The 16189-nt window shown below is 66.2% G+C and carries 17 protein-coding genes; 7 read left to right on the forward strand and 10 right to left on the reverse strand.

Features of this window, described 5'->3' with window-relative positions; all coding sequences use genetic code 11:
• Positions 1-379: 379 nt before the first annotated feature.
• The 3 genes from ABLE92_RS23000 to ABLE92_RS23010 are packed head-to-tail and all read right to left on the reverse strand — an operon-like array spanning position 380 to position 2502.
• On the reverse strand, positions 380-1219 hold the full coding sequence (locus ABLE92_RS23000) for an HAD family hydrolase (RefSeq protein WP_348807121.1): 840 nt from the start codon (positions 1217-1219) through the stop codon (positions 380-382).
• Positions 1216-2043 (reverse strand): lysophospholipid acyltransferase family protein, encoded by an 828-nt coding sequence (locus ABLE92_RS23005; protein ID WP_348807122.1) that lies wholly within the window; start codon positions 2041-2043, stop codon positions 1216-1218. Before ABLE92_RS23005 ends, ABLE92_RS23000 begins: the two co-directional genes overlap by 4 nt.
• 36 nt (positions 2044-2079) lie before the next feature.
• Positions 2080-2502: a YybH family protein gene (locus ABLE92_RS23010; RefSeq protein WP_348807123.1), complete on the reverse strand. Its 423-nt coding sequence runs from the start codon at positions 2500-2502 to the stop codon at positions 2080-2082.
• Between the two features lie 99 nt (positions 2503-2601).
• On the opposite strand from ABLE92_RS23010, the gene ABLE92_RS23015 reads away from it, so the two are divergent.
• On the forward strand, positions 2602-3483 hold the full coding sequence (locus ABLE92_RS23015) for a LysR family transcriptional regulator (protein ID WP_348807124.1): 882 nt from the start codon (positions 2602-2604) through the stop codon (positions 3481-3483).
• Position 3484: 1 nt separating this feature from the next.
• Here ABLE92_RS23015 and ABLE92_RS23020 read toward each other — a convergent pair whose 3' ends face one another.
• Both ABLE92_RS23020 and ABLE92_RS23025 read right to left on the reverse strand, forming a co-directional pair.
• Positions 3485-4252, reverse strand: a complete 768-nt coding sequence (locus tag ABLE92_RS23020) for a lysophospholipid acyltransferase family protein (protein ID WP_348807125.1) — start codon at positions 4250-4252, stop codon at positions 3485-3487.
• A 79-nt stretch (positions 4253-4331) separates the two neighbouring features.
• The gene (locus ABLE92_RS23025) at positions 4332-5192 is read right to left on the reverse strand and encodes a DUF5134 domain-containing protein (RefSeq protein ID WP_348807126.1); all 861 of its coding nucleotides are present in this window, start codon (positions 5190-5192) and stop codon (positions 4332-4334) included.
• An 84-nt stretch (positions 5193-5276) separates the two neighbouring features.
• Here ABLE92_RS23025 and ABLE92_RS23030 point away from each other — a divergent pair, with 84 nt between their 5' ends.
• The 4 genes from ABLE92_RS23030 to nhaC all read left to right on the forward strand — a co-directional run bounded on the left by ABLE92_RS23030 (position 5277) and on the right by nhaC (position 10674).
• Positions 5277-6875, forward strand: a complete 1599-nt coding sequence (locus ABLE92_RS23030) for a Rieske 2Fe-2S domain-containing protein (protein ID WP_348807127.1) — start codon at positions 5277-5279, stop codon at positions 6873-6875.
• A 2-nt stretch (positions 6876-6877) separates the two neighbouring features.
• A complete protein-coding gene (locus tag ABLE92_RS23035) occupies positions 6878-7489 on the forward strand; it encodes a TetR/AcrR family transcriptional regulator (protein ID WP_348807128.1) in 612 nt (203 codons plus the stop codon).
• 116 nt (positions 7490-7605) lie between these two features.
• The gene (locus ABLE92_RS23040) at positions 7606-9051 is read left to right on the forward strand and encodes a lipase family protein (RefSeq protein WP_348807129.1); all 1446 of its coding nucleotides are present in this window, start codon (positions 7606-7608) and stop codon (positions 9049-9051) included.
• Positions 9052-9159: 108 nt separating this feature from the next.
• Positions 9160-10674: a Na+/H+ antiporter NhaC gene (nhaC, locus tag ABLE92_RS23045; RefSeq protein WP_348807130.1), complete on the forward strand. Its 1515-nt coding sequence runs from the start codon at positions 9160-9162 to the stop codon at positions 10672-10674.
• Positions 10675-10690: 16 nt separating this feature from the next.
• Here nhaC and ABLE92_RS23050 read toward each other — a convergent pair whose 3' ends face one another.
• Positions 10691-11065 carry a helix-turn-helix domain-containing protein gene (locus ABLE92_RS23050; protein ID WP_348807131.1) on the reverse strand — a complete coding sequence of 125 codons (375 nt, stop codon included), beginning with the start codon at positions 11063-11065 and terminating at the stop codon, positions 10691-10693.
• 311 nt (positions 11066-11376) lie between these two features.
• Here ABLE92_RS23050 and ABLE92_RS23055 point away from each other — a divergent pair, with 311 nt between their 5' ends.
• Positions 11377-11589: a hypothetical protein gene (locus ABLE92_RS23055; RefSeq protein ID WP_348807132.1), complete on the forward strand. Its 213-nt coding sequence runs from the start codon at positions 11377-11379 to the stop codon at positions 11587-11589.
• Complete coding sequence (locus ABLE92_RS23060; protein WP_348807133.1) at positions 11574-12362, forward strand: hypothetical protein; 789 nt, start codon at positions 11574-11576, stop codon at positions 12360-12362. Before ABLE92_RS23055 ends, ABLE92_RS23060 begins: the two co-directional genes overlap by 16 nt.
• A 233-nt stretch (positions 12363-12595) precedes the next feature.
• Here ABLE92_RS23060 and ABLE92_RS23065 read toward each other — a convergent pair whose 3' ends face one another.
• Genes ABLE92_RS23065 through ABLE92_RS23080 form a run of 4 tightly spaced genes read right to left on the reverse strand, consistent with a single transcriptional unit; the run spans position 12596 to position 16119 of the window.
• A complete protein-coding gene (locus ABLE92_RS23065) occupies positions 12596-13474 on the reverse strand; it encodes a DMT family transporter (protein ID WP_348807134.1) in 879 nt (292 codons plus the stop codon).
• 5 nt (positions 13475-13479) lie between these two features.
• Positions 13480-14394, reverse strand: coding sequence for a DMT family transporter (locus tag ABLE92_RS23070; protein ID WP_348807135.1), 915 nt, complete (start codon positions 14392-14394; stop codon positions 13480-13482).
• A gap of 12 nt (positions 14395-14406) precedes the next feature.
• Positions 14407-15669, reverse strand: coding sequence for a serine--tRNA ligase (serS, locus tag ABLE92_RS23075; RefSeq protein WP_348807136.1), 1263 nt, complete (start codon positions 15667-15669; stop codon positions 14407-14409).
• 24 nt (positions 15670-15693) lie between these two features.
• Positions 15694-16119 carry an ankyrin repeat domain-containing protein gene (locus tag ABLE92_RS23080; protein WP_348807137.1) on the reverse strand — a complete coding sequence of 142 codons (426 nt, stop codon included), beginning with the start codon at positions 16117-16119 and terminating at the stop codon, positions 15694-15696.
• Positions 16120-16189 lie beyond the last annotated feature (70 nt).

Below are 16189 nucleotides of genomic sequence, written 5' to 3' on the forward strand. Positions count from 1 at the left end.
TCGATGGTGATGTCAAGTTCCCCCGATGTCATGTACACCACAGTACGCCTCGTTGGCGGTCGGCGCAAGGCCCGATTTCTCCAATCCTGTTGCTGTGCATAACTTTTCGTCTGTGGATAACTTCTTGTCGGCGGATTCTTCTTGTCGGTGGGGTGTGGTATGGGCTGCTGTTCTTGGCGGAAGGTGTTGTGGTGGTGGGGGTTCCAGCGTCAGGTTGCGTGGTCTCGACGCGACCCTGCGCTATCGCTCCGGGTCGGCTCGACCGGCGGATGGGGACGCCTCGACCGAAATATGAGCGCTGTCAACGAGATTCAGGGCGCTGTCAGTGAAGAACCGAGCGCTGTCAACGAGATTCAGGGCGCTGTCAGCGAAGATCAGGCTAGCCGAACCAGCGTTCCAGAACCCGGGCGACGCCGTCGTCGTTGTTGCCGACGGTGATCTCGTCGGCGGCGGCGAGGGCGGCGGGGTGGGCATGACCCATCGCCACACCGTGGTCGACCCAGGTGAGCATCTCGACGTCGTTCGGCATGTCGCCGAAGGCGATCGTCGACGAGGCGTCACTACCGCTGTATTCCAACAGCTTTCGCAGCCCGGAGGCCTTGTGGGTGTCCGGCAGGGACAGTTCGATCAGGCCGTTGTCGGTGGAGTAGGTGATCTGGGCGAGCTCACCGATCGGACCCGAGAGCCGTTGCGCCATTTCGGCACTGGGCATCCGTGGCGCGCGCACCAGGAGCTTGACGGCGGGTTCGGTGTAGATCTCGTGGTCGCCGACCTCCACATGATCCGGGTTGAGCCAGGCGTGTTGGTATCCGGCGGTGGCGACGAACGGTGCGGTGGCGGCATCGTGGGCCGACTCCCCCACCCGTTCGGCGGCGATACCGCAGCCCGGAAGGTGTTCCAGGGCAAGTTTTCCGAGTTCGAGGAGCACGTCCGGGGCCAGGGTCGCCGCCCACAGCACCCGATCGTTCTCGACGTCGTAGACGATCGCGCCGTTCGCGCACACCGCGTGGCGGACCGGCAGCACCGACGGATCGAACTGATCGGTGATCTCGGCGATCCAGCGCGGCGGACGTCCGGTGGCGAGAACGAAATCGACACCCTGGGCGACGGCGTTGGCCAGCACCGACTTGGTCCGTTCGGACACCACATTGTCGTCGTCGATCAGTGTTCCGTCGACGTCGCTCGCGATCAGGGTCGGTCGCTGCCCGACGCCACTCATTTCTTGGCCTTCCGGTCATGCGCAGCGGCTTTCGCGGCCCGCGCCTCCGCTTTGCGTTGTGCCTCTTCGGTTTCGATCACCGCAGCCTCTTGCGGCGTCGGCGCCGACCCACCCAGGCGGGCCGGGACCCAGAACTCACCGGCCGGATGCGAGTAGCGCTCCTGGATCTCGTGCAGCATCGCCGTCATCGTGTCGCGCACCCCCAGGATCTCGGCATCCATGTCGGCATCGACATCGACGACAATCGGCACGCCATAGCTCACGCGGATCGGAATCCCACTGCGTCCCATGTTCCGCCGACCGCCCTTGGTCCACTGACGCTGAGCGCCCCACACGATCGCCGGAACCATCGGCACACCCGCCTCGGCGGCCATCCGCACCGCTCCGGACTTGAACTCCTTGAGCTCGAAACTGCGGCTGATGGTCGCCTCGGGATAGACCGCGACGATTTCACCGCTGCGTAGGGAATCGACCGCCGCGTGATACGCGTCGGCACCCTGCGAACGATCGACCGGAATGGTGCCGGTGTGCGTGACCAGGAAGCGCATGATGCCGATGTCCATGACCTCGGACTTGATCATGAACCGGATTCGACGGCCGACGGCACGTAAGCCGAGGGCAGCGGGAAGAAAGTCGACGTAGGACGTGTGATTGAGGACCAGCACCGCACCGCCGGAGGCCGGGATGTTGTCGAGCCCGGTGAACTGCAGATCGACGTTCTGCGCACGCCGCAGCGTCGACGCGATGATCTCGAGGGTGCGAAAGACCGGCTCCCGGCGCCGAGGTCGGGACCGGGAACCGGTCGGCCCGGCCGCAGTCATCATGCGGCCACCCTATCGGTAGCCTCCGACAGCGAACCCTCAGTCGTCGCTCGACCGCACGAACTCGGGCTGATCGATGATCCGCACCCACGATCCGTCGGGCCGCTGCACGACCACCTGGGCTCGCGCTCCCGCGCCGTCCTTCGGCGGCGTGGAGGTGAGCGCGATGTCACCGAAATACAGGGTCGGCAGCGGCGGCTCCGGCGTGAAAGTCGGCCGGTCGGCCAGCACCGTCGCCCACAGATCGCGAATGGCATCGCGGCCACGGGTCACCTCTCCCGGCGGGAAGGCCATCACCGCATCCTCGTGATACAGCGAGGCTACAGCGTCGGCGTCGCCCGCATTCGAGAACTCGACGAACAGCCGGGTGATGTCCTCCGGGGTGGCGGCGGTGGGTCGGGTGGCGGTGGGTCGGGTGGCGGTGGGTCGGGTGGCGGTGGGTCGGGTGGTGTCCGTCGACATGAGGTCGTCCTCTCCGGTGGTTGATGTGCTCCTCCAGCATCGAACGCATCCACACATAAGTCCAAGACGCATCTTTGATCTGAACTATCATTGGCAGTTATGGAACTCCGGCAGCTGGAGTACTTCGTCGCCGTCGCACAGTCGGGCTCGTTCACCCGGGCGGCCGAACTCACCCACACCTCACAACCCAACGTCAGCGCCCAGATCCGCGGCCTCGAACGCGAATGGGGCACAGCACTTTTCGAGCGTGTCGGCCGCACCGTCACCCTCAGCGACGCCGGTGCCGCCGCCCTCCCGCACGCTCGCGCGGCGCTGGATTCCGCGGCGGCCGCGGCAACAGCGGTCGCCGACGTCGGGCAGGTCATAGCCGGATCGCTGTCGGTGGGCATGGTCGATGGATGCACCATCGGCGCACTGTTCGATGCCTTCGCCGGGTTCCGGAGGGCTCACCCCGGCGTCCGGTTCTCCCTGTGCGAGGACGAATCCCCGGCACTCGCCGACCGCGTGCGCACCGCCGATCTCGACGTCGCGCTCACCGGCCTGGCCGGCACCACTCCGGCCGATCTGGCCTGCCAGGTGATCATCGCCGAGCACATCGTCGCCGTGGTACCGCGCGGTCATCACCTCGCCGGACGTGCCCGGCTCACCCCCACCGACCTGGCGGCCGAAACGCTCGTCGGGTTGCCGCGAGGCGCCGGCATCCGCACCGTCTTCGATCGCGGGTGTCCGGATCTGCGCATCGACGTCGAGGCCAGCTCACCCGATGCGATCCTGGCCCTGGTCCGCAACGGCGTCGGCGTCGGCATCCTCAGCGAGTCGATCGCGGCCGGTGCCACCGACACCATCCGTGGCCTGCGCATTCGGGGCGTCGACGAGCAGGCGCTGCTGGCCCTGCTGTGGCGCCGGAGTCCCTCACCGGCGGTGGCGGCATTCGTCACCCGGGCCCGCACAGCCTTCGGAGTGGACCGAGTGACGAGGTGACCTACTCCGCCGAACCACCCTCACGCTGCGCACGCTTGGCCGCCTTCGCGGCCTGCTCCTCGGCGTCCATCCGGTTGGCCTCCTCGAGAGTCGGCGCGGAGCCGCCGAGGCGCGCGGGTACCCAGAACGCACCCTTCGGATGATCGGGGTAGCTTTCCTGCAACTCGAGCAGCTTCTCGCTCATCACCTTGTGTAGTTGGGCGGTGAGGGCGTCGGGATCACCGACCGGCTCTATCGGCTCGGCCACCCCGATGGCGATCGGCGTCTTGGTCCGACCCAACCGCTTCGGATGGCCCTTCGTCCACACCCGCTGCGCGCCCCAGATGACGGTCGGGATGATCGGCGCACCCGATTCGATCGCCATCCGCGCCGCACCCGACTTGAATTCCTTCAGCTCAAAACTGCGGCTGATCGTCGCCTCCGGATACACGCCGACGAGTTCGCCGTCCTTCAGGTACTCGACGGCGGTCCGGTAGCTCTCCGCCCCCTGAGCACGATCCACCGGAATGTGCTTGAGCGAGCGCATGATCGGACCCGAGTACTTGTTGTCGAAGACCTCTTTCTTCGCCATGAACCGCACATACCTCTTGCCCTGCAGGAAGGCCGGGATGCCGGCGTAGGTGAAGTCGAGGTAGCCGGTGTGATTGATGGCGACGACGCCGGGCCCGGTCTTGGGCACGTTCTCGACGCCGGACACCGAGAACTTGAGTCCCTCGGCCAGCCACAGGAGGCGCGCGGTGGTGATGACGGACGAGTACACGGGTTCCATGACAGACGAGCTTAGCGAGGTGGTTACGGGTGCGTAGCCGCGTGCCGAGAACTCGGCGCCGACGCGGCCGTCACGGCGCTCACAGCGAGAACCCGGCCATGCCCTGCATCCCGAAGAACATGTAGGCCATGCTCAACGCCATGAACGCCATCGCCAGCCGGTCCGGCCACCCGGACGGCAGGTAGGCGTCATCACCGGCGGTGTGGCTGTGTTCGGAGCCGGTATCGCTGCCCGCTCCCGGGGGCACGACCGAGTATCCGCGGAAGATGTCGCTGAGCCACCCGATCGCCTCGGCGACGAACCACACGATCAGGACGACACTGAGCAGTCCGCTCCACGACGCCATCGGCAGCCACATGTAGATCATTCCGGCCTGCTGAGCGAGCAGCAGCAGCCACAGCAACGAGAACGATCGTCGGCGGGCGAGCAGGCTGACGAGATAGGCCAGGACGAGCGCGCTGATGACGACGAAGAACCACATCTGTGCCCGCGAGACATCCGGCCCCCAGGACTCCGGCGGGCGGAACGACATGATCAGGTACATGTAGATCATCGACAGGCACATGACGATGTGCCCGAGGTGGAACCAGCGATTTCCGTGTCCGCGGATCACGCACGGCACGTGATGCAGAGCCGCGCCGAGCAGCAGGATCGACACGAGGATCGTCAGCCAGGGCGGGAACCAGTCGATCCCCGGTGCCATCTCGTGCATATCGGACTGCATCTCCATCGGCATGCCGGGCATCTCGTCGGCGAGCGTGATCATGGCGTTCCCCTGAACCTGGTCGGTCGTCATCTGCAGGGCGGTCATCACGATCACCCAGGACAGTGGTCGCCGGGGACAGCCCTGCGGTTCCGCGATGTGAGCGCGGTCATGCGTCGACAGGGCCGCACACGCCTCGCCGGAGGCGGCGCCGACAAACACAGCCCTACGGCCCACGACGTCACCACGCCGGGCTCGTTAGATTGGTATGTCGAAGCGACAGGCGCGCAGCCCCGCGCATGCGAAGCAGAAAGGCCCCACGTGCAGATCACCAGCATCGGCCATGCCGGATTCCACATCCAGACCTCGGCCGGGTCGATCCTCTGCGATCCCTGGACCAATCCGGCGTATTTCGCCTCGTGGATCCCGTTCCCGGACAATTCCGAGCTGGACTGGAAGGCCCTCGGCCAGTGCGATTACCTCTACGTCTCGCACCTGCACCGCGATCACTTCGACGAGCAGAACCTGCGGGACAACGTCAGCAAGGACGCGACGGTGCTGTTGCCGGACTACCCGGTGCCGGACCTCAAGCGGGAACTCGAGAAGCTCGGTTTCACCAAGTTCGTCGAGACCACCGACTCGGAGAAGACGACGGTCACCGGCCCCAAGGGCTCCCTCGACGTCATGATCATCGCGTTGCGCGCCCCCGCCGACGGCCCGATCGGCGACTCCGGTCTCGTCGTCGACGACGGCGAGACCGTGGTGTTCAACATGAACGACGCCCGCCCCATCGACCTCGACGTCATCGACGAGCAGTTCGGCCGGGTCGACGTCCATCTGCTGCAGTATTCGGGTGCCATCTGGTATCCGATGGTCTACGACATCCCGCGCCGGTCCAAGGCCAACTTCGCCGCACAGAAGCGTCAGCGGGGCATGGATCGGGCCCGGTCCTACATTGAGCAGGTCGGCGCCACCTGGGTGGTGCCGTCGGCCGGTCCGCCGATGTTCCTCGACGAGGACCTGTTCTCGCTCAACGACTTCGGTTCGGGGATCGAGGGTCCGGACAACAAACGCCCGGGCGACGTGACCTCGATCTTCCCCGATCAGGAGACCTTTCTGGAGCAGATGCGGATTCACGGCACCGACGACGGCGTGAAGCATCGCGGGCTGATGATGGTGTCCGGTTCGGTCGCGAACTTCACCGGCGACGTCCTCGACGACGTCACGCATCCCTATGCGCCGCACGATGTTTTCGGCGAGAACAAACAGGCCTACCTGGAGCGGATGAAGGAGAAGTTCGCCCCCGTGATCGCCGCGGAGAAGGCCGGCTGGGCGTCGGCCGAGGGCGATCCGCTACTGCCACCGCTCAAGGAACTCTTCGAGCCGATCATGGCGGCGTCGGATCTGATCTGCGACGGCATCGGCTATCCGGTCGGCCTGGTGATGGGTGATGAGACGGTTGTCCTGGACTTCCCGAATCGCATCGTTCGCGAGCCGAAGGAGGGAGAGGGCAAGTACCGCTACGGTTTCCGGATCGCCCCGGAGATCGTACGCACCGTCCTGCGCGACGACGAACCGGACTGGGTCAACACCATTTTCCTGTCGACGCGCTTCACCACCTGGCGCATCGGCGGGTACAACGAGTACCTGTACACCTTCTTCAAATGCCTCACCGACGAACGCATCGCGTACGCCGACGGCTGGTTCTCCGAAGCCCACGACGATTCGGCGTCGATCACCAAGGACGGCTGGGAGATCCAGCGACGATGCCCTCATCTCAAGGCCGACCTGGGCAAGTTCGGGGTGATCGAGGGAGAGAAACTCACCTGCAACCTGCATGGGTGGCAGTGGGATCTGCCCACTGGCCGCTGCCTCACCTCCAAGGGACATGAGTTGCGCGCCAAGCATCTCGGCGGCTGAGCATGGCCGACCGCACGTACGGTGGGCGGTCGGTCGCCGACCGCTCCGCCGCACGTCGGCGTCAGTTCCTCGACGCGGCACTCGAAGAGTTCTCGACCGCCGGCTATGCGGCGTCGTCGGTGACGTCGATCTGCCGCACCGCGGCCCTGTCCCGTCGCCAGTTCTACGAACTCTTCGTTGACCGTGAGGCACTGCTGATCGCGCTCTACGACGAGATCCAACAGGGCGCGCGCGATGCGGTGGCGAATGCGTTGTCGGCCAGCGATTCCGATGACCGACGCCATCTGGTGACGGTGGCCATGCGTGCGTTCATGGCCTCGGTGGTCAGCGATCCGCGCCGGGCCGAGGTGGCGTTCGTCCAGATCGTCGGCGTCAGCCCCGCGGTCGAGAGCCACCGTCTGGACGACCGTGAGGTGTGGGTCGGCTTCTTCACCGCCGCGATGGCCGAGTACGCGCATCGAACCCCGACCGATCGGGACGACGATCTGGCGATCGCCTTCGTCGGCGCGCTGACCTCGGTCATCCACCGGTGGAGCACTGATCCGGCGCCCGATCGCGTCGACGCTATCGTGGATCTACTCGCCGACATCCTGCTGTCCTTCATCACCCTCTGAGGCCCGCTGAGATCGAACCTGTCCACGGCAGGTGTTGTGTTCCACCTCACTGCACGGTAGCTTCAGCAAGACAAGTGAGACGTAGGCGTCTCACATTGACGGTCTGGGGTGAGCGAATGCGCGGTTGGAACACGAGACGGATGACACGGGTCGTGGTGGCGATGGCCACGACAGCGATCAGCGTCACCCTGGCGGGAGTGTGTACACCGGATGTCGTGTCGGCCGCGCCGACCACGCAATCGACGGTCGGTGTCCAGCCCGCACTGCCGTTTCCGGTGCCGCCGACCATCCCCGAGTTCGATCACGCCTTCTATCAGCCCTCCCCGACGGTGGTCGCCGCCAAGCGACCCGGCGAGATCATCGCCGCTCGCCGCGTCAATCTCGCTGCCCTGTCGGTGATCCCGATCAATGTGGACAGCTGGCAGATCTCGTATCGATCGACCAATACCCGCAACGAGCCGATCGGCGCCGTGGCCACCCTGATCAAGCCGCGCGGCGCCCTACGGCCGGGGCCGTCCAAGCTCGTCTCCTGGCAGAGCGCAGAGGACTCGACCTCGATGTACTGCGCACCGTCATATGCCCTGCAGCAGGCCTCCATCCCGGGGCAGTTGACCGGATCGGCGGACTCGACATACGAACTGCTGCAGATCACGTCACTCGTGTCGGCCGGCTGGTCGGTGGTGATCCCCGACCACGAGGGACCCGATTCCGCATTCGCCGCAGGACCGCTCGCCGGGCGGATCACCCTCGACGGAATCCGAGGAGCCCGCAACTTCGCTCCGCTGGGATTGAAAGATGACCTCCGCGTCGGGCTGATGGGCTACTCGGGCGGGGCCATCGCCACCGGTTGGGCATCAGAACTGCACAAGACCTATGCCCCCGAACTACCGATCGTCGGAGCGGCCGAGGGCGGCATCCCGGCCGACATCGCCGCCCTGGTCAACCTCGCGAACAACAATGCCGCATCCGGACTGATCCTGGCCGGCGTGATCGGGGTCAGCCGCGAATATCCCGAACTCGAACACTTCTTGCAGCAGCACGTCAATCCGCTCGGCAAAACCCTGCTCGCAACCAAGAATCCGCTGTGCCTGACCTATCAGGCCGCGTTGGCCCCCTTCCTGAACATCAAGGGACTGTTCACCCTGCCCGGCGACCCACTCACCTACCCCACCCCACGAAAGGTGCTGGGCGCGTTGAAGATGGGCACCACCACACCCGACTTTCCGATGTTCATGTACCAGTCCAACCCCGACTGGATCGCCCCGGTCGGCCCGGTCAACCGTCTGGTGGCGACCTACTGTGCCAACCCCGACGCCCAGGTCACCTACACCCGCGATCACTTCAGCGAGCACATCACCCTCGCCGTCGAAGGCTTCGCCCCCGCCGTGGTGTGGATGCGGGATCGCTTGAACGGCATACCCGTTCAAGCGGGCTGCAGCACCACTGATCAGGGATCGATGGCGTTGAACCCGCAGACCTGGCCGGCCTTCGCCAATCTGGTGGGCAACAATCTGGCGGCCATCTTCCAGGCGCAGCTCGGCAATCCACCGGTGACGCCGTGAGGCATGGCCCCCGAACAGTGGTCACCCGAAAGAGCCCCCAGGACCGGGTGAACCCGCGATAGTTGGTGCACCGATTCTTCGCTCACCTCGGGACGAACGGAGCACGCCGTGACCGACGATTCCGACAGCTCTATCAGCACTGCGGAGGGCATCCGACCGCCCGGCCTGGCCGATGCCGTCATCCCGATCATCGCCCTCGCGGTGCTCATCGCGGGATCGTTGGCGCTGTTCGGCCTCGACGCCCTCGACGGACCGATCCAGGTGGCACTCATCCTGTGCTGCGCGATCGTCACCGTCATCCTGTTCAAGAACGGCTACACCTGGGAGCACGTCGAGGAAGCGAGTCGCGGTGCACTGTCGTCGATCACCTCGGCCATCTTCATCCTGCTGGCCGTCGGCGCGTTGATCGGCACCTGGAATCTGTCCGGAACCATTCCCACGCTGGTCTACTACGGCATCCAGATCCTGGCGCCGGGCTACTTCTACATCGCGACGGCACTGGTGTGCGGCATCATCGCGATGTCGATCGGCAGTTCCTGGACGACCGCGGGGACCATCGGCGTCGGCCTCGTCGGCATCGCCGGACTCCTCGGGGTGTCCACAGCGATCACCGCCGGCGCGGTCATCTCCGGCGCATACCTCGGCGACAAACTGTCGCCGCTGTCGGAGACGACGGTGCTGACCGCCCAGATGGTGAAGGTGGACCTCTACACCCACATTCGCAGTCAGGTGTGGACGTCGGTGCCCGCGTTCGGCATCGCCTGCGTGGCGTTCGCGATCCTCGGGGTCGCCGGCCCGGCGGTACAACCGACGCCGGGCGAGGAGGTCGAACTCGCCGGCCTCGACCAGGTCTTCTGGATCAATCCGGTGAACCTGCTACCGCTGGTTCTGCTCATCATCCTGTCGATCCGGAAATGGCCGCCCTACCTCGCGCTCATCACCGCGTCGCTGTTCGCGGCCATCATGGCCCCGTTCACCCAGCACGCCGCACTGGAGAGTTTCGTGTCCGGCTTCGACGGCTCGAGCAACCCCGTGGTCGGGGCGCTGCAGGCGGGCTGGCGGGCGATGGCCAACGGTTTCGTCGCCTCCAGCGGTGTCTCCGACATCGATCGTCTGGTCTCCCGCGGTGGCATGGATTCGATGTTGCTGACCATCTGGCTGATCATCGGTGCCGTCACCTTCGGTGCGCTGCTGGAGAAGTTCGGCCTCATCGCGCGGCTCATCGATCCGATGATTCGGGCCGCCACCACGCGTGGCCGCCTCTACCTCACGGTGTTCGCCACCTGTTTCGGTCTCAATGTGGTTGCCGGAGACCAGTACATCGCACTGGTGCTGCCGAGCCGCATCTATCGGACCGAGTTCATCCAGCGCCGACTCGCACCCCAGAATCTGTCCCGCCTATGCGCCGACAGCGCGACGGTGACCTCTCCGCTGGTGCCGTGGAATTCGTGCGGCGCCTTCATGGGTGCAGTCCTCGGGGTGGCGACGCTGTCCTATCTCCCGTTCGCGATCTTCTGCTTCGTGAGCCCGATCCTCAGTGTGCTCTACGGCTTCATCGGCTTCCGCATCCCGCCCGCGCCACCCGATCTGGAGGAATCCGAGAACGCCTCGCCTGCAACTTGATTGCGCACGCGCACCATCACTCGATCGGGGCGTCTCGCAGGATGTGGCCGTCTTCGGTTGCCGCGGCACAGAGTTCGGATCGGGTGCGCGCCCAGAATCCGACCGACTCACACTTCCGTCGATCCCCGTCGGCGTATCGCTTCGCGTTGCTCGGTGCGGTCCCCATCCGACGTGCCACCGAGCCGAGTTTCTTGCCGCACGCGTATAGCCGCAGCGCCTCGATCTCTCTGGGCGACAACTCCGGTCGCGTGGCGTCGCGGTCGTCGAGCACCGACCGTGCCATCGTCGGGGTCATCCACTTCCGGCCGGACACGGCGGCATCGAGCGCCTCCAGGAGATTGTCGAAGGCGTCGGTCTTGGAGACGACGGCGGCGACCCCGGCCGTCACCATCCGCCGGACATGTCGCGAGCTCGCCAGGGCCGACACCACGACGGCGGCCCGTATCCGCGCGGTGGCGATCCGCCCGGGATCGGCTGAACACGGCTGAACGTGGTGTTGCACACCAACCACTGGTGTGCCACGCTTCATTCTCAATTGTTGTTACTGAACGTTGAGTCGTCGAGGATGGTGTGATCGTGGCGGGTGTCGGGGCCCGGTGGGTGCGCGGTGGTGCCGCGGCCGCGAATCGCAGTGGGGTGTGCGGCCGCGGGGCCTCGGTGGCGTCGGCGGCACCGAATTCGTTTGCCGATCAAAGGGTGTCGATGACCACCGGAGATGGGTGGCGGGTGACCGCGATCAAATCTCAGGAGCGGGTGCGAAGTGTGGCGCCGTTGAATCAGTTGGCAGCAGGCGTGGTTGCTGGAATGGTCGTCGGCTCGATGATTGGAGGGCCTACTGGCGCCCTCGTCGGAGCCGGAATCGGCTTCGCGTTTCCAACCGGTGGCACCGCCCTTGTTCAGTGGCTATGGAAATGAGAGCCGAGATGAGACTGCCGTCGGACAATGAGATCGCCCGGTTCGATCAGCGCGCGCCCCGCGTCGCCCTCGCCACCCGGGTGACGTCCGTCGTCTTTATCCTTTTCGGTGCCGTCTGCATCGTGGCCCCACTGGCTGCAGGCGAACCCGAGGCCATGGTCCCAGGTTTCTCGCTTCTTCTCGTGGGGGCTGCCCTCCTTCTTCTTGCCATCGGCAAGCCTGATGTCGCAGTGTCCTCGACCTACTTCTCGGTCGCTCAGGGACGCGCGTGGTGGAATGGCCTGAAGGTCATTGCGCATTTGTGCGCCTTTGGGTATGCGTGGCTGGCAGTGGGTGCCTTCATCACTCCGTCGTGGGCGCAGATCTCGCCGAGTATCCGGACACCAACTGCGGGTGCGAGTTTCATTGTGATCGCACTTGTGTCGCTGGTGTTGACAATTCTGATGGACTGCAACTACTTCCACCGTCCGGCGCTCGAGGTGTCCCCTCGCGGGGTGACCGTGCAGTATTTCCGCAGACGGCTCCACATCCCCCTTGCCGATATCGGCAAGGTCATGCTGTTCCCCCAAGGAGCCGGAGAGATCCACATCTATCCCGCAGACGGGTGCCTCGTCCAGCGTGAGGTCCGCGGCTACTTCACCCCCTCGACCAAAGACCAATCCATCCCGATCTACGTCCTTCGCAACGGTGTCACCGCCCAACAGGTGACGGAGAACCTCACCCGATTCTCGCGTGCGGCATCAACGCCCCGCAGAGACAGGCGTTCCACGTGACTCGGATTGGAGATGCGCCATACTATTTGCGCCGGGATCGGGGCGGCGGGCCACCATGACCCGCCACACCCCGCGCTGATGCTGATGGTGTTGCAGCACAACATGATCGGCCAGGCTCGGTGCCGGTGAACAAGCTCGACGCCGCTGAACACGGCCGGGTGCTGATGAAGCTCGGGGTCACCTCGCGGGTGCAGGCGGCCATCACGATCCGCGACCTCGGTGACCTGTGAGCGTCAGGCGCTCTCGGCCTGCTCGACCTCGGTGACCGCCGACGACGTCGCCACCACCATGGCGCCGGCGACCGCGACCACGAAGGCGATGACGGCGACCGGTCCCCATCCGGCGCGCACGGTGTCGCCGAGCCAACCGAGCCCGACGGCACTGGGGATCACGGTCTCGCCGACCACGATCGACGCGGCGGCCGCGCTCACCGATCCGGTCTGCAACGCGACGGTGAACAGGTAGAACCCGCCGAGACCGCACGCCACCACCGCGTAGGCGGCCGGGTCGGTCAGCAGGGTCGGTAGGTCGAACGGATCGAGTCCGTCGACGAGGCGGACGGCCACCGCCATCACGCCGAACAGGGTGCCGCCGAGGAGGCCCGCCATCACCGCGACGCGACCGGTGAGCAACCGCATCCCGATGAGGCCGGCCACGAGGAGTCCGAGTCCGACCCCGAGGACGATCCAGTGGCCGGATTCGGTGTTGTCGTGCCCCTCCTCGCCGGCCGACACCCCGAGCACCACCAACGCGACCACGACCGCCACGATGGCCCACCGGTCCCGCATCCGCAGATCGATGTGCAGGACGATCGACGCGAGCACCGCGGTGACCGCGAGATTGGCCGCGATGATGGGCTGTACGAGGAACAGCGGTGCGGTGCGCGCGGCGAACAGATTGCCGAGGAAGCCCAGTCCGTCGAGGACCAGCCCGGCGATGAACGTGGCGGTGAGCATCGCCGCCACGGTGGACCGCAGGCTCGGCGCGCCACGCCCATTCCCAGCGCGGCCACTCGTGACGTCGGGGACACTCGTGGCGCCCTTGGCCTGCAGCACCGATGCCGTTCCGTAGGCGAATGCGGCCACGACCGCCGCGACGATGCCGATCACCATGAGTGTCAGCCGTGTCCGTACCCAGCGGGCCGGTTGGTCAGGTCGGCCTTCTCGACCGCGGTCACCGCACTCGACGACGCCAGCACCACACCGCCCAGGACGGAGGCGACGAAGGCCACGATCGCCGCCGGGCCCCAGCCGTCGCGGACCAGATCGCCGAGGAAGATCAGTCCGACCGCACCGGGCAGAACGGTCTGCCCCACCACCAGGGCGGCCGCGGCGCCGTTGACCGACCCCGTCTGCAGGGCGACGGTGAACAGGTAGAAGCCACCCATGCCGCTGAGCAGCAGCGCATACAGCGCCGGGTCAGTGAACAACACACCCGGCTCAAAGGGGCTGACACCGTCCAGGATTCGCGACGCCACCGCCATCACTCCGAACACCGCACCGGCGATCAGACCGGTCGCCGCGGCAATGTGGCGACGCATCGTGCGCATCACCACCAGTCCGAGACCGAACAGTCCGAGACCTGCCACCAGCACCGCCCAGTGCATCCACCACATGTCGTCGGCGCCTTCCCGGCCCGCCGACACCGCCAGCAGGATCAACGAGAACACCACCACCGCACCGGCGATCCAGTCGCGCGTGCTCAGGCCGACCTTCAGCACCACCATCGCGAGCAGCGCGGTCGCGACGAGGCGCGCGGAAATAATGGTCTGCGACAGGAACAGCGGGATGAGTCGCGCCGAGGCGAGGGTCGCGATGAAACCGACGATGTCGAAGATGAACCCAATCAGGAACGGGACCGTCAGCATCGTCGCCGCCGTCGACCGCAACGACGGATGCGCCTTGTTCGACTCACGGCGTTCCTCACGGATCGCCGCGCGTTGGGCCACCTGATCGGCGCCGAGCGCCTGGAGTACGGCCGCCGCGGCGAAGGCGAATGCGCCGATCACCGCGACGATGATTCCGAGGGTCATCGCGAACTCACATCACGACATTGAGGGGGTGAGCACCTCGGTGCCGACGAAACGCGCGAGTTCCGGCGGCAGTACCACCGAACCGTCGGGCTGCTGATGGTTCTCCAGGATCGCGACCAGCCAGCGGGTGGTGGCCAGCGTGCCGTTCAGAGTGGCCGCGACCTGAGGCTTGCCGGTCTCGTCGCGATAGCGGATCGACAGTCGACGCGCCTGGAAGGTCGTGCAGTTCGACGTCGAGGTGAGCTCGCGGTAGGTGTCCTGGGTGGGGACCCAGGCCTCGCAGTCGAATTTGCGGGCCGCCGACGAGCCGAGGTCGCCGCCGGCGACGTCGATGACGCGATACGGCACGTCGATCGCCGCGAGCATCTCCTTCTCCCAGCCGAGCAGCTTCTGGTGTTCGGCCTCGGCCTCCTCGGGTTTGCAGTAGATGAAGCCCTCGACCTTGTCGAACTGGTGCACGCGCAGGATGCCGCGGGTGTCCTTGCCGTAGGAGCCGGCCTCCCGGCGGAAGCAGCTCGACCATCCGGCGTAGCGCTTGGGCCCATCGGCGAGATCGATGATCTCGTTCATGTGATAGCCGGCCAGCGGCACCTCGGAGGTACCGACCAGGTAGAGATCGTCGTCCTTGTCGAGGTGATAGACCTCGTCGGCGTGCGCACCGAGGAATCCCGTGCCACCCATCACCTCCGGACGCACCAGCACCGGCGGGATCATCAGGGTGAAACCGTTGGCGGCGGCCTTCTGCGCGGCCATCGTCAGCAACCCCAGCTGCAGCATCGCGCCGAAGCCGGTCAGGAAGTAGAACCGCGACCCGGACACCTTGGCGCCGCGTTCCATGTCGATCAGGCCGAGGGATTCGCCGAGTTCGAGGTGATCCTTCGGGTTCTCGATCGGGCGGGGCTCACCGACGTGCTCGAGCACGACGTAATCGTCCTCACCGCCGGGCGGCGCCCCCTCGACGACGTTGGAGATCGCGATGTGCGCGGCCTTCGACGCCTCGTCGGCCTCGGTCTGACGCGCCACCGCGGCCTTGACCTGGTCGGCGAGCTCCTTGCCCTTGGTCAGCAACGCCGCCTTCTCGTCGCCGGACGCCTTGCCGACCTGCTTGCCGAGAGTCTTCTGCTCCGAACGCAGCGCATCGGCCTCGACGATCGCGGCCCGACGCGTCGCATCCGCGGAGAGCAGCTGATCGACCAGTCCGGGGTCTTCACCACGGACCCGCTGGGACTCGCGAACACGGTCGGGGTTCTCACGCAGAATCTTGAGGTCGATCACGAGAAAAAACCTTACGCGAGCTGATCAGGAGTCCCAGAGTCGCAGGTAGTCGTCGCGGCCGAACATCGTCGCCGTGTCGTGCGCGGTGGGCGCCCCCGCGCGGGGATCGGCGCCCGCCCCGACGAGTGCCTCGACCACGTCGTCGACTCCCTTGAACACCGCCCCGGCGAGCGGTGTCTGACCACGATCGTTGGCCAGGTCGACGTCGGCGCCACGCTCGGCGAGCGCGATCACCGTGTCGGCGTGACCGTGATAGGCGGCCAGCATGAGCAGCGAATCCCCGGACCGATTGCGCAGGTCCGGGGGTGCACCGGCGTCGAGATAGGCGGCGAGTTCGGCGGTCGCACCGGCCCGGGCGAGGTCGAAGAGCCGGGTCGCCAACTCGATCACGGCCGGGTCGATGTCCGGTTCGGGGGCGTGGCCTTCGGGCTCATCGGCGTGCGCAGACACGGGTCGAGTCTAGGGCGGACGGCCTCCGGGGCCGTGGCGACGCTCGCCGTGCGGGCCGCACCAGGCATGA

This window comes from Gordonia oleivorans (genome assembly GCF_040044975.1).
Taxonomy (GTDB): Bacteria; Actinomycetota; Actinomycetes; order Mycobacteriales; family Mycobacteriaceae; genus Gordonia; species Gordonia oleivorans.